The organism is Nocardia sp. NPDC003482, from assembly GCF_053588115.1.
On record NZ_JBSFPI010000024.1, the window covers coordinates 90,190 to 106,735 of the forward strand.

Genomic DNA, 16,546 nt, shown 5'->3' on the forward strand with positions numbered 1-16,546 from the left:
TCGATTCGCGAGGTTCGAACCCCTGTCAGGTGGCCGGCGCCTCGCCGCCGTGGATCGCGAGGATCCGCTTGCGCTTGCGCGGAGCGATATTGGCCCGCGAGAGGTCACCGCCGTAGTGCGCCAACACCTTCGGATCCATCACATGCCGCCACAGCGGCGGAACCGCGGCCAGCAGGATCATGGTGGCGTATCCGGCGGGGAGCTGCGGCGCCTCCTGTGAGGAGCGCAGCGTCTGGTAGCGGCGGCCGGGATTGGCGTGATGATCGCTGTGCCGTTGCAGATGGAACAGGAAGATGTTGGTGACCAGCCGGTCGCTGTTCCAACTGTCGGCGGGCGAACAGCGGTCCCAGGAACCGTTGGGGCGCTTGCGGCGCAGCAGTCCGTAGTGCTCGACGTAGTTGACCGTCTCGAGCATGCCCGCGCCGATCACGGCCTGCAACAACAGGTACGGCACGATCCGGGGCCCGAACACCGCGATCAGCACGCCGTACAGCACCACGGTCATCGACCACGCCTGGAGGATGTTGTTGTGCCGACTCCACCACCGTAAACCCTTGCGGTGCAAGCGATCTCGTTCGATGGCGATCGCGGAGCGGAAGCCGCCGAGCACGCTGCGCGGCAGGAACTCCCACAGCGACTCGCCCAGCCGGGCGCTCGCCGGATCCTCCGGGGTGGCGACCCGCGCGTGATGGCCCTTGTTGTGCTCGACGTAGAAGTGGCCGTAACCGGATTGGGCGAGCGCGACTTTCGCCAGCCAGCGTTCCATGTGCTCGACCCGGTGACCCAGTTCGTGCGCGGCGTTGATGCCGATCCCGCTGACGAAGCCGAGGGTGACCGCCAGCCCGAGTTTGTCGACGATCGCGAGGTCGTGCCCGGCCCACATGTAGGCGGCGATCACCAGCCCGATCAACTGGATGGGCAGGAAAAGGTATGTGCACCAACGGTAGTACCGGTCCCGGGACAGCAGCTCGTAGTCCTCGTCGCGGGGGTTGGTCCCGTCCTCGCCGACCACCCAGTCCAGCACCGGGATCACCACCAGCACGATGATCGGACCGATCCACCAGAACACCGGGTTGCCGGTGTGCAGCACTAACTGCGATGGCAGCAGCGCGGCGCCGGGGGCGATCAACCCCAGGACCCAGAGATGCCGCTTGGGGTCAGGCGAACCCGAGCGTTTGCCGACCGATTGCACGTTAGCCCCGCTTAGAAATAACTCTCGACCTACTGCTGTTAAATCTGCCGAGACTTTACGCGTGTTACATCGGTTTCGCGGAGTCAAACCTGGGGCCGATTACAGACCTGGAAGTCCTTTTCTGAGGTGTTGCACACGCGTCCGAAAAGCCCGCATCCGGCAGGCAAACTCGGATCGACCCCGGATCGGACCCGGCCCCCCTGGAACAAGGGGCTTTCGCTCCGCCGGGTACGCCAGCCAGTTGCCGCACAGCATCCGCGCGCGAATCGTTCCCGACGTGACGATAGTTACGCCACCGACGCGATCTTTACCCGATCCGCATACCCCTAGCCGGGTTCACCTGCGCCAGACGTACCGCACCCGCGGCCGCCCCGTACCGCCGTAGTCGGTGTGCCGGTCGACCACCCCGTCCTCGGCCAGCCGTTCCAGATAGCGCCACGCGGTCACCCGCGAAACACCCACGGCGCGACCGGTTTCGGTGGCCGAGAGTCCGCCGTCGGCGGCGCGCAGCGCGCGCGAGACCTCCGCGAGGGTGTGCGGCGCGATGCCCTTGGGCGCGGTGCCCTTCGGATCGGTGGCGCGCAGCGCGCCGAACGCCCGGTCGATGTCGTGCTGGGTGACCGCGCTCGCGCCCGCGTCCAGCGTGGTGCGGAATTCGCGATAACGCTCGAGTTTGTCGCGAAAGGCCGCGAAGGTGAACGGTTTCAGCAGATACAGCGCGACGCCGTGCGCGACCGCGGCCCGGACCATGTCGAGGTCGCGCGCGGAGGTGATGGCGATGACGTCGGGCCGGGGCCGCGACCGGGCCAGCGCCGCGGTCACCTCGAGTCCACTCATATCGGGCAGCCCGATGTCCATCAGCACCAGATCGATCGGGGCCCGGCCCGCCGCGCGCAGCGCCTCGCGTCCGGTGTGCGCGACGGCGACCGCGGTGAAACCCGGCACCCGCTCCACGTACGAGCGGTGCGCCGCCGCGATCCGCGGTTCGTCCTCGACGATCAGCACCCGGATCATCGCGCCTCCCCGCCGACCGGAATCCGCACCAGCACCCGGATCATCGCGCGTCCCCGGCGATCGGAATCCGCACCGGCACCCGGATCATCGCGCCTCCCCGGCGATCGGAATCCGGACCAGCACAGCCGATTCCGGGGAGCGCTCGGCACGCAGCGTCCCGCCGTAGCGGGCGACCAGGCGGCGGACCAGGGCCAGCCCCAGCCCCTGGTGATCGGTCTTGGTCGAATAGCCGCGTTCCATCGCGCGGGCGAACGCCTCCTGCGACATCCCGGGACCGCTGTCGGCGACCCGGACGAGGAGCCGCCCGTCGTCGTGGCGCACGGTCACCTCCACCCAGGCGTCGGGGGTCTGGGCGACCGCGTCCAGCGCGTTGTCGACGAGATTGCCCACCAGCGTGACGATTTCGTGCGGACTGAGCGGGGCGGCGGAGTCGAGCGCGGTGTCCTCGGCCACGGTCAGCTCCACGCCGCGTTCGAGGGCCTGATCGACCTTGCCCAGCAGCAGCGCGGCGAGCGCCGGTTCGTGCACCGCGCCGGTGAGCCGATCGATGAGCGCCTGGGACAGCCGCAGTTCGTCGGTGGCGAATTCCACGGCCTCCCCCGCGCGGCCCAGTTCCACCAGCGTGACCACGGTGTGCAGCCGGTTGGCCGCCTCGTGCGCCTGGGCGCGCAGCGATTCGGCCAGCCCGCGCACCGAATCCAGTTCGCCCATCACATCGCGCAATTCGGTGTGGTCGCGGACGGTGAGCACGGTCCCGAGCGGACGGCCCGACCAGGTGACCACGTCCTGATTGACGACCAGCACGCGTTCGGCGGTCACGTGCATCTCGTCGCGCACCACGGCCCGTTCGAGGCGGCGCAGCGAGACCGGCAGATCGGTGCGGCGCACGGGTCCGTCGGGCAGTTCGAGCAGCCGCCGCGCCTCGTCGTTGACCACCGCAGCCTCGTCGGCCCCCTGATCGAACACCACCAGCCCCTCGTGGATCGAGTGCAGCACCGCGTCGTGGTGTTCGTACAGCGAGCGCAGCTGCGCCGGACCCAGGCCGTGGGTCTGCCGTAACAGCCTGCGCCGCAACAACAGTGAACTACCCGTCGCCAACAGCAGACCACCGCCCGCGGCGCTCAGGATCAGCGGCAACTGCGCGAACACCTGATCGCCGATGGCCGCCCGGGTCACGCCCACCGAGACCAGGGCGACGACGCCCCCGCCGATCTCGTCGCGCACCGGGGTGACCACCCGGATGGACGGCCCCAGCGTGCCGGTGAACGTCTCGGTGAAGGTCTCCCCGCGCAGGGCGCGATAGATGTTGCCGCTGAACGGCTTTCCGATCCGGTCCGGTTCGGTGTGGGTGTAGCGGGTGCGGTCGGGGGCCATGACCACGATGAAGTCCACCCGGGTCTGCTTGCGAATGCGCTCGGTGACCGGTTGCAGCAGCGCGGTCGGATTCGGATCGTGCACGGCCGCCACCGTCGCGGGCGACTGCGCGACCGCGACGCCGATTCCGGTGACGCGCTGGCGGGTCGCCTCGTCCTGTTCGCGCCGCACCTCCCACAGCGCCAGCGTCGCGCCGATCCCGATCACCACGATCAGCACCAGCAATTGGACGACGAACACCTGCCCGGCCAGGGTCATGCCCCGTCTGCGCACGCGCCCTCCCGGTGAACGAAATGTACGAAACAGTGACCCCCGTCACCGTAGCCGCCATGATCTGTGACCATGACCGGCACCACCGCACCACCCCGTAAGCGCGACCGCACGCACTGGCTGTACATCGCCGTGATCGTGGCCGTGATCGCCGGTGTGCTGGTGGGCAGGTTCGCCCCCGGGGCCGGGAAGTCGGTCGCCGAACTGGGCACGATCTTCGTCAGTCTGATCAAGATGATGATCTCCCCGGTCATCTTCTGCACGATCGTGCTCGGCATCGGCTCGGTGCGGGCGGCCTCGCGGATCGGCAAGGTCGGCGGCCTGGCCATCGGGTACTTCCTGCTCATGTCCACGGTCGCGCTGGGCATCGGCCTGGTGGTGGGCAATCTGCTGCAACCCGGCAGCGGGCTGAACATCGCCGAACACGCCAAGGATGTGGCGAAGTATCAGAAGCAGGCCGAAACCGCCGGCGGCACTTGGCAGTTCATCGAGGGCATCGTCCCCACCTCGCTGCTGTCGTCGCTGACCGCGGGCAGCGTGTTGCAGACCTTGTTCGTCGCGCTGCTGGTGGGTTTCGGCATCCAGGCCATGGGCGCTACGGGTGCGCCACTGCTGCGTGGCGTGGAACTGGTGCAGAAGCTGGTGTTCCGGATTCTGACCATGATCCTGTGGCTCGCGCCGATCGGCGCGTTCGGCGCGATGGCCAATGTCGTCGCGACCACGGGCCTGGACGCGGTGAAGCAGCTGGCGCTGCTGATGGTCGCGTTCTACCTGACCTGTCTGGTGTTCGTGTTCGGTGTGCTGGGCGTGCTGATGAGGGCCGCGTCCGGGGTGTCGATCTTCAAACTGGTCCGGTATCTGGCCCGCGAGTACCTGCTCATCTTCTCCACGTCGTCGTCGGAATCGGCGCTGCCGCTGCTGATCGCGAAGATGGAGCACCTGGGCGTGGAGCGGACCACCGTCGGCATCGTGGTGCCGACGGGGTACTCGTTCAACCTGGACGGCACCGCGATCTATCTGACGATGGCCTCCCTGTTCATCGCCGACGCGATGGGCAAGCCGATGTCGGTGGGCGAACAACTCGGCCTGCTCGTCTTCATGATCGTGGCGTCCAAGGGCGCGGCGGGCGTGACGGGCGCCGGTCTGGCCACGCTGGCGGGCGGTCTCCAGAGTCACCGGCCGGATCTGATCAGCGGCGTGGGCCTGATCGTGGGCATCGACCGGTTCATGTCCGAGGCCCGCGCGATCACCAACTTCTCCGGCAACGCCGTCGCGACCGTGCTGATCGGCACCTGGACCAGAACCATCGACGCGGCGCGGGTGCGCGCGGTCCTCGACCGCGAGGTGCCCTTCGACCCGGCCACGATGGTCGACGACCACGGGCCCGCGCCCGAGAAAGACCTGGTTCCGGCCTAGTACCCGCCTAGTTCCCAAGGCCGGGACCAGCGCGCCGGTGCGCATCCGCTCAACACCCCCGGGCGGCGGCGCACCGGCGCTTCCCACGTCGCGAATCGCTCAGTACAGCAACACTTCCGAGTTCGCCGGGAGCGCGTCCACCGGCCACCACCGCAGGTCGGTGGACTCCGCGCTGCGCACCGCCACCGCGCCGCGCGGGGCGCGCACCTTGAACAACAGGTCCAGGTGGCGGGTCGGCACGCCGAGCGAGCAGGTGATCGGATGTGCCTGCGCGCCATACAGTTCCGGTTCGATCTCGAGGTCGGCGATGCCGGACTCCTCGATCGCCTCGCGCAGCGCCGCGTCCACGACCGTCTCGTCGGATTCCTCGCAGTGCCCGCCCAATTGGATCCACAGCCCCACCCGCGGATGCAGCGTCAGCAGGAGCTCCCGCTCGTCGTGGGAGAACACCAGCGCCGAGGCGGTGATGTGGCCGGGCGCGTGCTCGCGCAGGCAGCCGCGCGGGGACGCGGCGAGGAACGCGAGCAGGGCCTGGCGCAGCGACTGCTCGGGACCCGGTGCGGGACACCACTTCTCGAGCAGTTCGCGGGCCGAGACGTGCAGGGATTCCGCGCTCATCGATACCTTTCGTTCCTACAGTTCGACCAGGCCGTCGCCGGAGGGCCGGGGCTCGCGCGGGGCGAGCTCCGCCTCGGGGTGTCCGACGGCGATGGCGCCCAACGGGTTCCAGTCCGCGGCCACGCCCAGCACCTCGCGGGTGATCTCCGGCGCGAAGATCGTCGAGCCGATCCAGCAGCTGCCGACGCCGCGGGTGGCGAGCGCGACCAGCAGTCCCTGCACGGCCGCGCCGACGGCGACGGTGAACATGGTCCGCTCGGCGGCGCGGCGGCGTTCGTCCGGATAGTCGTGCGCGCCGTCGGGGACGCAGAACGGGATGATCACCTCGGGGGCGTCGAACAGAATGCCGCCCCGCGCGATTCGGCGCTCGACCCGTTCGGCGGATAGACCGTCGGCGGTCAGATCGGCGCGCCACGCCTCGGCCATGCTCTCCAGCAACCGCTTTCGCAGATCCGGGTCGCGCACCCACACGAAGCGCACGGGCCGGGTGTGGTGCGGGGCGGGCGCGGTCAGCGCCGCCGCCACCGATTCGCGGATCAGCTCGGGATCGACCGGGGCGTCGGCGAATCGGCGCACCGACCGCCGCAGCAGCAGCGCCTCGCGGCGACCCTGGTCGAGGGCCTCGGCGGTGCCGAGCCAGAACAGGTCCTCCTCGCCGCGGCGCAGCAGATCCGCGGCGCGCGAGCCGTCGTCGTGGGGTTCGAGGCCGCGCACGACCGCGACCGGGACGCCGCCCAGTTTGCCCTTCACCAGATCCGCGGCGGCGGCCAGTTCGTCGGCGATCGCCACCTGGGTGACGTGTAATTCGTTGCCCTGCCCGTCGATCGCGCCCGCGTAGTCGTGCACGACCCGCAGCCCGGCCGCGCCGATCGCGGCGTCGATCTGGCCGATGCGCCAGGCGCGGCCCATGGTGTCGGTGATGACGACCGCCACGTCCACGCCGAGCCGCCGGGCGAGCGCGGCCCGCAACGCGCGGGCGCTGGCGTCCGGATCCTCCGGCAGCAGAACCAGTTCGCCCTGTTCGACATTCGAGCCGTCCACGCCCGAGGCCGCCTGCACGACGCCGATGCGGTTCTCGGTGATCAGTGTGCGGCCCTTGCGCGCGAGCACGCGCACCGCCTCGGCGTTCACCAATTCCCGTCGCGCGGCGTCGCGTTCGTCCGGATCGGCGGGCGCGGCGACGATGCGGCCCTCGACCTTGGCGACGATCTTGCTGGTCACCACGAGCACATCGCCGTCGCTCAGCCAAGGGGCGCGCTCGGCGATGCGCTCGGCGAGATCGTCGCCCGGCCGGAACTCCGGCAATCCGGTGACCGGCAGGATGCGCAGTTCCCCGCCGGGCGCGTGATCGGTCACGGTCACGGCTTCACTCCCGCCAGATCCAGTGCCTCCCGGACCATTTCGGCGGTCGCCGCCGGATCGGTCATCAGCAGCGGCACACTGCGCACCTCGACGCCGGGCACGTCGGCGGTGTCGGTGGAGTGCACGAGCCAGCCGTCGAGAATGCCGGTGTGCGTGCGCGCGCCGAAGTGGCGGCCGATGGCCTCGGCGGTGGTCTCGACGCCGATCACCGACAGGCACTCGTCGGCCATGCCGCGCAACGGCTTTCCGTCGATGACCGGAGACAGGCCGATGACCTTGGCCTTCGTCGTGCGCAGCGCGCCCCGGATACCGGGCACCGCGAGGATCGCGCCGATGCTCACGACGGGGTTCGAGGGGGCCAGCAGGACCACGTCCGCGGATTCTATGATTTCGATCACATCAGGGGCAGGTTTGGCCTGTTCCGCCCCGATTGTGACGAATCCATGGGTCTCGACGCCGGCACGATAGCGTACCCACCACTCTTGGAAATGAATCGCGCGACGTTCGCCAGGGTTCTCCGGATCGGAGATGACAACATGCGTTTCGCATCTGTCGTCGGTTGCCGGGAGCAGTTTCACGCCCGGTTGCCAGCGCGCGCACAGCGCTTCGGTGACCGCCGAGAGGGGGTAACCCGCGCGCAGCATTTCGGTGCGCACGAGATGGGTCGCGATATCGCGATCGCCCAGTCCGAACCAGTCCGGCTGCGCCCGATAATTCGCGAGCTCCTCCTTGGCGTGCCAGGTCTCCCCGCGCCGGCCCCAGCCGCGTTCGGGATCGATGCCGCCACCCAGCGTGTACATGCAGGTGTCCAGGTCGGGGCAGATGCGCAGCCCGTGCATCCAGACGTCGTCGCCGACGTTCACGACGGCCGAAACCTCGGCCTCGGGCAGCAGTTCGCGCACGCCCAGCAGGAAGCGCGCGCCGCCGACGCCACCGACCAACACGGCAATGCGCGGCCCGGCGGCGGGCGCGCTCTCCGCTCGTTCTCCACTCACATCGACACAGCCTATGCGTTGGCGCGGCGGTCACGATCCGGAGCATATTTGCTGTTCATTTGCTACTTCCGGTTACCGAACCGCGGCGAAGTCGGCGGCGGATAGTAACGGAATTGTGTCGGCAGCTTGACCATCACCGCGTCCGGCGTGTCTAATCACAGACATGTCATTCCGGGCACGCGCGAGAGTTCAAGGCGCAGGCCGGTTTTCGAACAGATGTTCGCATCGGAGTGACAAGCTCGGGGATGTCCGCGGGACTACGTCGCGGTGTTGGGCCGTCGGTGGGCAGATGAGGTCCGACGGAAAAATCATTCTGCGCTAACACACAGTGAGGAGGCGGAGCGATGGCCGAGGAGCTGGCCCCGTCGAGCATTCCGGGCGGTGTATCGCAAACCGATTCCACGGCAGGCGCAGCACCTGGCGTCTGCGCTGACAGCCGGAACGAAGCAGAACAGGAGGGGGGAAACAAGGTGACAGTGACACCACCGCAGGGAGGACAGTGGGCACGCGCTCAGCAGAAGCCGGAACCACCGCGGCTCAGCCTGATCGTCACCGACTTCGATGCGATGTTCGACACCATCGAGGAGCAGTGGCAGGAACGGGCCCTGTGCGCCCAGACGGATCCGGAGGCGTTCTTCCCCGAGAAGGGCGGCTCGACCCGCGAGGCGAAGCGGATCTGCATGGGCTGCGAGGTCCGCGACGAATGCCTCGAATACGCGCTGGCGCACGACGAACGCTTCGGCATCTGGGGCGGGCTGTCGGAGCGGGAGCGCCGTCGCCTGAAGCGGGGCATCGGCTAGACCCGCGCCGGATCACTCCGGTTCGGGATCGATGACGTCCGGATCGACGCCGAGATAGGTGGCGAGTTGCTGGACGAGCACCTCCCGAAGCAGATCGACCAGGTCGTCGGGGTCGTTCGCGCGTAGTTCCAACGGTTTTCGGAACAGGACGACGCGGGCCCGGGTAGCCGCTCCGTGCCGGTCCACGCCGGCCGGGACCAGGCGCGACAGCGGCACCGGGCCGTCGGCGACCACCTCGTCGGGCCAGGTCACCGAATCCGGGTGCAGCGGACGGATTTTCGGCACGTCGTCGACCGCGATATCCAGTTTGGTGAGCCGATCGTGCCAGCGGCTGTCCAGGGGTGCGAACGCCTCCAGCACCAGCCGATCGAACTGCTGGCCCCGGGTCCGCCAGGCGGGCACGGTCGGCGGCAACATGGGTCCGCGCACCCCCCGCCCACGCCGCAGCACCGACCGGGCGGTGGGGGGTCGCTTCCGGGATCGGGTCATGGCTCGAATCTAGTCCCCCACGTGATCGCCATCCCATCCTGCGTGTCTCGCGGCGCGCGGCGGTGTGGGGGGTTACTCTCCTTGGCGTGATTCCCATGCGTCGTTGCTGCCGTCCAGGCTGCAAGAACCCGGCCGTCGCGACGCTCACCTACGTCTACTCGGACTCGACGGCCGTCGTCGGCCCGCTGGCCACCGTGGCCGAACCGCACTCCTGGGACCTGTGCGAGACCCACGCCTCCCGGATCACCGCGCCGAAGGGCTGGGAACTGGTCCGCCACGAGGGCGGCTTCTCCACCTCCCCCGACGACGACGATCTGACCGCGCTGGCCGAGGCCGTTCGCGAGGCCGGAATGCGCCGTCGCACAAGCGAACCCGAGCACCGCGGTTACGCCGACCCGCCCGCCGCCCCCGCCCGTCCGGCCCGCACCGGGCGCACGGGCCGCCGCGGCCATCTGCGCGTCCTGCCCGACCCGCCGAATTGATCCGAGTCCCGGCTCGCCCGCGTTCCGCCGAGGGGTGGGACCCCCGCCTGCGCCGGGCGCGCGCCTACTAGGGTGGTTCATATGACAGTCGCGCGATCTGCCGAGTCGGTACATGCAGTTGTCAAGGCTTACGACGTTCGCGGTGTGGTCGGCGAACAGATCGATGCGGAATTCGTTCGGGACGTGGGCGCTTCGTTCGCGCGGCTGATGCGGGAGGAGGGCGCGGCCCGCATCGTCATCGGGCACGACATGCGCGACTCCTCGCCCGCCCTGTCCACCGCCTTCGCCGACGGCGTGCTCGCCCAGGGCCTGGACGTGGTGCACATCGGCCTCGCCTCCACCGACGAGCTGTACTTCGCCTCCGGCCATCTCGCCTGTCCCGGAGCGATGTTCACCGCCAGCCACAATCCCGCCCGCTACAACGGCATCAAGCTGTGCCGCGCCAACGCGCTGCCGGTCGGCCAGGACACCGGTCTGGCCACCATCACGAGCGAGCTGATCGAGGGGGTGCCCGGATTCGACGGCACTCCCGGCACCGCGAGCGAGGTGAACCTGCTCGACGCCTACGCCGAATTCCTGCGCGGGCTGGTCGATTTGAGCGCGGGCCGCGCGCTGAAGGTCGCCGTCGACGCGGGCAACGGCATGGGCGGCTACACCGTGCCCGCCGTACTGGGTCAGGTCCCGCAGCTCACCATCGCCCCGCTGTACTTCGAGTTGGACGGCTCGTTCCCCAATCACGAGGCCAATCCGCTGGACCCGAAGAATCTGGTGGACCTCCAGAAGTTCGTGCGCGACAACGACGCCGACCTCGGCCTGGCCTTCGACGGCGACGCCGACCGCTGCTTCGTCGTCGACGAACAGGGCAACCCGGTCCCGCCGTCGGCGATCACCGCGCTGGTGGCCGAGCGCGAACTGGCCAAGGAGCCGGGCGCGACCGTCATCCACAACCTGATCACCTCGCAGGCGGTGCCGGAGTTGGTGAACCGGCTGGGCGGCACCCCGGTTCGCACTCGCGTGGGGCACTCGTTCATCAAGCAGGAGATGGCCGCGACGGGCGCGATCTTCGGCGGCGAACACTCCGCGCACTACTACTTCCGCGACTTCTGGGGCGCCGACTCGGGCATGCTGGCCGCGCTGCACGTGCTGGCCGCGCTCGGCGAGAAGGACCGCCCGATGTCGGAACTGGCCGCGTCCTATGCAACATATGCCGCCTCCGGGGAGATCAACTCCACAGTGGCGGACGCGAAGGAGCGAACGATGGCGGTACTCGCGGCATTCGAGGGTAGGTCCGAATCGGTGGATCGGATGGACGGCGTGACCGTGCGGTTGCCGGACAAGGCCTGGTTCAATCTGCGCGCCTCCAATACCGAACCGCTGCTGCGGCTCAACGTCGAGGCCCGATCGCAGGACGAAGTAGACGCACTCGTGACCGAGATCCTCGGCATCGTCCGCGGCTGACTGGAATAGTGGAATCACAGAGCTCGGATTCGACCGGCCTGGTGACCCGATTGAGGGGAGGTGGCAACGCCCGATGATCGCAGGGACACCGGTACTCGACCTCGATGACGTCGCCTCGCTGGAGGCCGCGGATTCCGGAGGGACATTGCGCTCGGCCGCCTCGGGCGGCGCCCAGGTGCGCGCGACGGCGGCCGCCATCGGTGAGGACGCGCTGAGCCGGCTCACCGATCTCCGCCCCCGAAGTCTGGTCCTGGTCTCCGGCTCCGGCCGCGCGGCCCGCGCGGCGGGATTGCTGGTGGCCGCGGTCGGCGACCGCGCCGGCTTGCCGATCGTGCCGGTCACCGAGATTCCGCAGTGGGTCGGCCCGTTGGACGTGGTCCTGGTCGCCGGGGACGACGCGGGCGATCCGCGGCTCATCGGCGCGGTCGACCGGGCGCTGCGCCGCGGCGCGGAGGTGGTCGTCGCCGCCCCCGACGAGGGTCCGATGCGCGCGGCGGCGGCCGGACGCGCGGCCGTGCTGCCGCCCCGGGTCCCGGTGCTCGACCACAATCGGTTGCTGCGGTACCTGGCCGTCGAACTCGCCGTGTTGCGGGCGATCGATCCGGTCCGCGCGGCGACGCTGGTGCCCGATCTGAACGCGCTCGCCGACCTGCTCGACGCCGAGGCGCTGCGCGACGGTCCGCAGAACGAGGTCTTCCACAATCCGGCCAAGACGCTGGCCGCCCGGATGCGGGAGCGCGATGTCGTGCTGGCGGGCGACTCCCCCGCCGCCACCGAGGTGGCCGGGCACGCCGCCGAGGTGCTGTTGCTGGCCGCGGGCCGCATCGCGACGGCCACGGATCTGGCCGACGCCGTGGCCGCCCACGGCCGCCTGAGCGAGGCCGCGAACGCGGCCGCGCCGGACTACGATCCGCTGTTCCACGACGAGCAGCTCGACGGTCCGGCCCCGGTCGAACGGGTCCGGGTGTTCGTGATCAGCGCCGACGCCGATCGGCTCGCCGCGCATCGGCGGCTGGCCGTGTTCAGCGGCGGCGGACTCGTGGACGCGGATCTGCTGAACCTCGAGGCCGAACTGACCGGCGGCGAGGCCGCGGTCGGACCGGCCGCGGAAGACCTGCTCGCCGCATCGGTTTCGCCGCGTCCGCCCGTGCGCGGCGGCGAACTCGAACAGCTCGCCGTGCTGATCCTGCGCCTGGAGATGGCGGCGGCCTATCTACGTCTGCTCGGCGGCCGACCGGTGGCCGCCGACCGCCCGGCCCAGTACGACGGGGGAACCTACTAGTGCACGAACTCGTAGGTGCGTTGCGTTCCTATGCCTGGGGTTCGCGCACCGCGCTCGCTCGGTTGTGCGGGCGCCCCGTCCCGTCCGCGCATCCGGAGGCCGAGCTGTGGTTCGGCGCGCATCCCGCCGATCCGGCCCGGCTGCGCCTCGACGGCCGCAACGCCTCGCTGCTCGAGGTGGTCGACGCCGATCCGCAGCACGAACTCGGTTCGGTGGCACCGGCTTTCGGCGGCCGCCTGCCGTTCCTGCTGAAGATCCTCGCCGCCGAGGAACCGCTGTCGCTGCAGGCCCATCCCAGCGCCGAACAGGCCCGCGCGGGGTTCCGGCGCGAGAACGAGGCGCGCGTGCCGCTGGACTCGCCGCTGCGCAACTACCGCGACGAGAACCACAAGCCCGAACTGGTGGTGGCGCTGGAACGGTTCGAGGCGCTGGCCGGATTCCGCGAGCCGCGGCGCACGGTCGCCCTGCTGCACGCGCTGGGCGTACCGGAACTGGTCCCCTACGCGGAACTGCTGGGCGCGCAACCGGATTCGGACGGTCTCCGCACGCTGTTCACCAGCTGGATCACCTTGCCGCAGGCCATGCTCGCCACCCTGCTGCCCAAGGTGCTCGACGGCTGCGTGCACTACCTCAAGCAGTCCGACGACGAATCCGCCTCGGCCCCCAAGGAATTCGTGGCCGAGGCGCGGACCGTCCTGGAGCTGGCCGAGGGCTATCCCGGCGACGCGGGCGTGCTGGCCGCGCTGCTGCTCAACCGCATCACGCTGGAACCGGGGCAGGGGCTGTACCTGGCCGCGGGCAATCTGCACGCCTACCTCAGCGGGGTCGGGGTGGAGATCATGGCCAACTCCGACAACGTGCTGCGCGGCGGGCTGACGCCCAAGCACGTGGACGTTCCGGAACTGCTGCGGGTCCTGGACTTCGAACCGCTCGAGGTCCCGATCGTCGCGCCCGAACCGCTGGGCGAAGGGGCGTTCGGATATCCCACGCCCGCACGCGAATTCGAGCTGCGGCGGTTCGAGCTGACGCCGGACGCGGAGCCGGTGGAGATCCTCGACGGCGGACCGGGCATCATCTTGTGCACGGCGGGCAACCCGTGGTTGCGGCACGGCGCCGACGAACTGCGGATCGCCCCGGGCGGCGCGGCCTGGGTGTCGGCCGCGGACGGCCCGGTGCGGGCGCGGGCGGACGCGGATGCGGCCCAGGTGTTCTGCGCCTGCGTTCACGATCGGTAATATCCGGGCGAATCGGACACGGCTCGCAGGTGCGCGCCGCGAGACGGAAGGACCAGGGCTGCGACATGTCTGCCGGTGGCGGTAAGAAGGCGATCTTCGCGGCGTTGACCGCGAACCTGGGAATCGCCATCGCGAAGTTCGTGGGTGCGGCGATCACGGGTTCGTCGTCGATGCTGTCCGAGGCGGTGCACTCGGTGGCCGACACCGGCAACCAGGGATTGTTGCTGCTGGGTCAGCGGCGCGCCGAGCAGGAGGCCGACGCCAAACATCCCTTCGGTTACGGGCGCAATCGGTACTTCTACTCGTTCGTCGTCGCGCTGGTGCTGTTCACCCTGGGCGCGATGTTCTCGCTGTACGAGGGCATCCACAAGATCCAGCATCCGGAGAGGCTGGAGTCGCCGATCGTGGCGATCGTGATCCTGGTGATCGCGGTGGCCCTGGAGGGCTTCAGCTTCGTCACCGCGATGCGCGAATCCGCCCCGCTGCGCGGCAATCTGAGCTGGTGGCGGTTCATCCGCAACTCCCGCAATCCGGAGCTGCCCGTGGTCCTGCTCGAGGACTCCGGCGCGCTCATCGGCCTGGCCTTCGCCCTCGTCGCGGTCGTGCTCACCGTCCTCACCGACAATCCGATCTGGGACGGCGTCGGCACCCTCGGCATCGCCGCCCTGCTCGGCACCATCGCGGTGGTCCTGATCGTCGAGATGAAGAGTCTGCTCATCGGCGAGGGCGCGACCCCGACGCAGGACCGCAAGATCCGCGAGAACCTGGTGGACGGCAGCCGCATCGACCGCGTCATCCACCTGCGCACCGAGTACCTCGGCCCCGAGGAGCTGCTCATCGCCGCCAAGGTCGCCATCGTCCCGGGCCTCGACATCGCCGACGTGGCGCAGGCCATCGACGCCGCGGAAGCCCGTGTCCGCGAGGCGGTTCCGGCCGCCAGGCTCATGTACATCGAACCCGACCTGTACCGCAGCCAGCAGGCCACCGAATCGAGCCGCTGAGCTACGCCGGCCGCAGCAACGCCTCGGGCTCGGTGGTGATCGCGAACCGTTCCCGCAGGGCGTGCCGGGCGGCGTGCAGCCCGGACATGCCGTGCACGCCGGGGCCCGGCGGGGTGGACGACGAGCAGAAGTAGACGCCGGGCAGCGGGGTCGCGTACGGATTCCAGCGCGGGGCCGGGCGCAGCGGGGTCTGGAGCAGGGTCATCGCGCCCGCGGAGATGTCGCCGCCCACGTAATTGGCGTTGTAGTAGGGCATTTCGGCCGCGGTGCGGACGTTCGTGGCGAGGACGAGGTCGCGGAAGCCGGGGGCGAAGCGCTCGAGCTGATTGACGACGGCGCCGCTCACGTCGCGCGGGGAACCATTCGGCACGTGGGCGTAGGTGTAGAGCGTGTGCCCGCCCTCGGGCGCGCGCGTGTCGTCGACGATATCGGGCTGGATGACCAGGACGTAGGGCCGTTGCGCGTGTTCGCCCGCGGCGACGGCCTTTTCGGCGGCGACGGCCTCGGCGCGAGTGCCGACCACATGCAGGGTCCCCGCGCGATCACAGCCCTCGCCCTGCCACGGCACCGGACCGGACAGGGCGAAGTCCACCTTGCAGGCCGCCCCGCCGTAGCGGAACCGCTCGAGCTGGCGGGTGTAGCGCTCGGGCAGATCGTCGCCCGCGACGCGCAGCAGTTCGGCGGGCGCGGTGTCGAGCAGAATCGTTCGCGCGGAACGGAATTCGTCGAGCGAGTCGACCCTCGTCCCGGTCTCGATGCGGCCACCGTGTTTCACCAGATCCGCCGCGAGCGCGTCGACGATGGCCTGACTCCCGCCCCGCGGCACCGGCCACCCCTCGGCGTGCGCGAGCGTGCCCAGCAACAGCGCCACCCCCGCGGGCGGCAACGAGCGCGGCGGCGAGATCGCGTGCGCGCTCACCCCGGTGAACAGGGCCGCCGCGGGCTCCTCCCGAAACCGCAAGCCCCACAACGGCGATGCCTGTTCCAGCATCCGCCGCCCGAACCGCACCCCGACGCCCACATCCAGCGGCGGATGCCGCAGATCCGACATCGCCAGGGCCACAACGCCTTCCCAGCGCCGCACCAGCGGCTCGTACAACCGCCGCCACGCCGCGCCGTCCCGACCCAGCCCCGCCACGGTCCGGTCGAGATCCCGCCAGGCCACCCCGGCCACACCCCCGTCGAGCGGATGCGCGTAGGACGCCTCCGGCGTCAGCATCTCCACTCCGTGCGCGGCCAGATCGAACGCCCGGAAGAACGGTGACGCCACGGCCATGGGATGCGCCCCCGCGCACACATCGTGGTGATAGCCCGGCAAGGTCGACTCCGCCGTCCGGCAGCCGCCCCCGATCGTCTCCCCCGCCTCGTACACCTCCACCTCGAGGCCCGCCCGAGCGAGGATCACGCCCGCCGCGAGCCCGTTCGGCCCCGCTCCCACCACCACCGCATCAGCCATGGTCCCCACTGTAGGCGCGACCCCGAATCCGCCCGCCCATTCGGCGGCCCGAGCCCTCCGCCCTGTCGCGGACGACGGAGGAGACGGCCCAATGCCCTTGGC

The 16,546-nt window shown here is 70.0% G+C and carries 15 protein-coding genes; 7 read left to right on the forward strand and 8 right to left on the reverse strand.

Annotated features, from left to right (window positions below; genetic code table 11):
• Positions 1 to 25 precede the first annotated feature (25 nt).
• The 3 genes from ACWDSJ_RS30990 to ACWDSJ_RS31000 form a co-directional block, all read right to left on the reverse strand.
• The gene (locus ACWDSJ_RS30990) at positions 26 to 1,192 is read right to left on the reverse strand and encodes an alkane 1-monooxygenase (protein WP_450036104.1); all 1,167 of its coding nucleotides are present in this window, start codon (positions 1,190 to 1,192) and stop codon (positions 26 to 28) included.
• A gap of 336 nt (positions 1,193 to 1,528) precedes the next feature.
• A complete protein-coding gene (locus ACWDSJ_RS30995; protein WP_450036105.1) occupies positions 1,529 to 2,206 on the reverse strand; it encodes a response regulator in 678 nt (225 codons plus the stop codon).
• A gap of 84 nt (positions 2,207 to 2,290) precedes the next feature.
• Complete coding sequence (locus ACWDSJ_RS31000; RefSeq protein WP_450036139.1) at positions 2,291 to 3,838, reverse strand: ATP-binding protein; 1,548 nt, start codon at positions 3,836 to 3,838, stop codon at positions 2,291 to 2,293.
• Between the two features lie 84 nt (positions 3,839 to 3,922).
• Between ACWDSJ_RS31000 and ACWDSJ_RS31005 the strand changes: the two genes are divergently transcribed.
• A complete protein-coding gene (locus ACWDSJ_RS31005; protein ID WP_450036106.1) occupies positions 3,923 to 5,266 on the forward strand; it encodes a cation:dicarboxylate symporter family transporter in 1,344 nt (447 codons plus the stop codon).
• A gap of 99 nt (positions 5,267 to 5,365) precedes the next feature.
• On the opposite strand, the gene ACWDSJ_RS31010 is transcribed toward ACWDSJ_RS31005, so the two are convergent.
• Genes ACWDSJ_RS31010 through cofD form a run of 3 tightly spaced genes read right to left on the reverse strand, consistent with a single transcriptional unit; the run spans position 5,366 to position 8,241 of the window.
• Positions 5,366 to 5,884, reverse strand: coding sequence for an NUDIX hydrolase (locus ACWDSJ_RS31010; RefSeq protein WP_450036107.1), 519 nt, complete (start codon positions 5,882 to 5,884; stop codon positions 5,366 to 5,368).
• A gap of 15 nt (positions 5,885 to 5,899) precedes the next feature.
• A complete protein-coding gene (locus ACWDSJ_RS31015) occupies positions 5,900 to 7,246 on the reverse strand; it encodes a coenzyme F420-0:L-glutamate ligase (RefSeq protein WP_450036108.1) in 1,347 nt (448 codons plus the stop codon).
• The gene (cofD, locus tag ACWDSJ_RS31020; RefSeq protein WP_387363959.1) at positions 7,243 to 8,241 is read right to left on the reverse strand and encodes a 2-phospho-L-lactate transferase; all 999 of its coding nucleotides are present in this window, start codon (positions 8,239 to 8,241) and stop codon (positions 7,243 to 7,245) included. The genes ACWDSJ_RS31015 and cofD overlap by 4 nt, the downstream gene beginning before the upstream one ends.
• A gap of 566 nt (positions 8,242 to 8,807) precedes the next feature.
• Here cofD and ACWDSJ_RS31025 point away from each other — a divergent pair.
• Positions 8,808 to 9,041 (forward strand): WhiB family transcriptional regulator, encoded by a 234-nt coding sequence (locus tag ACWDSJ_RS31025; RefSeq protein ID WP_040827503.1) that lies wholly within the window; start codon positions 8,808 to 8,810, stop codon positions 9,039 to 9,041.
• A gap of 12 nt (positions 9,042 to 9,053) precedes the next feature.
• On the opposite strand, the gene ACWDSJ_RS31030 is transcribed toward ACWDSJ_RS31025, so the two are convergent.
• The gene (locus ACWDSJ_RS31030) at positions 9,054 to 9,530 is read right to left on the reverse strand and encodes a metallopeptidase family protein (protein ID WP_387363956.1); all 477 of its coding nucleotides are present in this window, start codon (positions 9,528 to 9,530) and stop codon (positions 9,054 to 9,056) included.
• Positions 9,531 to 9,625: 95 nt separating this feature from the next.
• On the opposite strand from ACWDSJ_RS31030, the gene ACWDSJ_RS31035 reads away from it, so the two are divergent.
• The 5 genes from ACWDSJ_RS31035 (at position 9,626) to ACWDSJ_RS31055 (ending at position 14,988) form a co-directional block, all read left to right on the forward strand.
• A complete protein-coding gene (locus tag ACWDSJ_RS31035) occupies positions 9,626 to 10,012 on the forward strand; it encodes a DUF3499 domain-containing protein (protein ID WP_387364272.1) in 387 nt (128 codons plus the stop codon).
• Between the two features lie 81 nt (positions 10,013 to 10,093).
• Positions 10,094 to 11,470, forward strand: a complete 1,377-nt coding sequence (locus tag ACWDSJ_RS31040) for a phosphomannomutase/phosphoglucomutase (protein WP_450036110.1) — start codon at positions 10,094 to 10,096, stop codon at positions 11,468 to 11,470.
• 73 nt (positions 11,471 to 11,543) lie between these two features.
• A complete protein-coding gene (locus tag ACWDSJ_RS31045; protein WP_450036112.1) occupies positions 11,544 to 12,752 on the forward strand; it encodes a tobH protein in 1,209 nt (402 codons plus the stop codon).
• Positions 12,752 to 13,987: a mannose-6-phosphate isomerase, class I gene (manA, locus tag ACWDSJ_RS31050; RefSeq protein ID WP_450036114.1), complete on the forward strand. Its 1,236-nt coding sequence runs from the start codon at positions 12,752 to 12,754 to the stop codon at positions 13,985 to 13,987. The genes ACWDSJ_RS31045 and manA overlap by 1 nt, the downstream gene beginning before the upstream one ends.
• A 65-nt stretch (positions 13,988 to 14,052) precedes the next feature.
• Positions 14,053 to 14,988 carry a cation diffusion facilitator family transporter gene (locus ACWDSJ_RS31055; protein ID WP_450036116.1) on the forward strand — a complete coding sequence of 312 codons (936 nt, stop codon included), beginning with the start codon at positions 14,053 to 14,055 and terminating at the stop codon, positions 14,986 to 14,988.
• A gap of 1 nt (position 14,989) precedes the next feature.
• Here the strand turns inward: ACWDSJ_RS31055 and ACWDSJ_RS31060 are convergent, their stop codons facing one another.
• Positions 14,990 to 16,444, reverse strand: coding sequence for a phytoene desaturase family protein (locus ACWDSJ_RS31060; protein ID WP_387363941.1), 1,455 nt, complete (start codon positions 16,442 to 16,444; stop codon positions 14,990 to 14,992).
• Positions 16,445 to 16,546 lie beyond the last annotated feature (102 nt).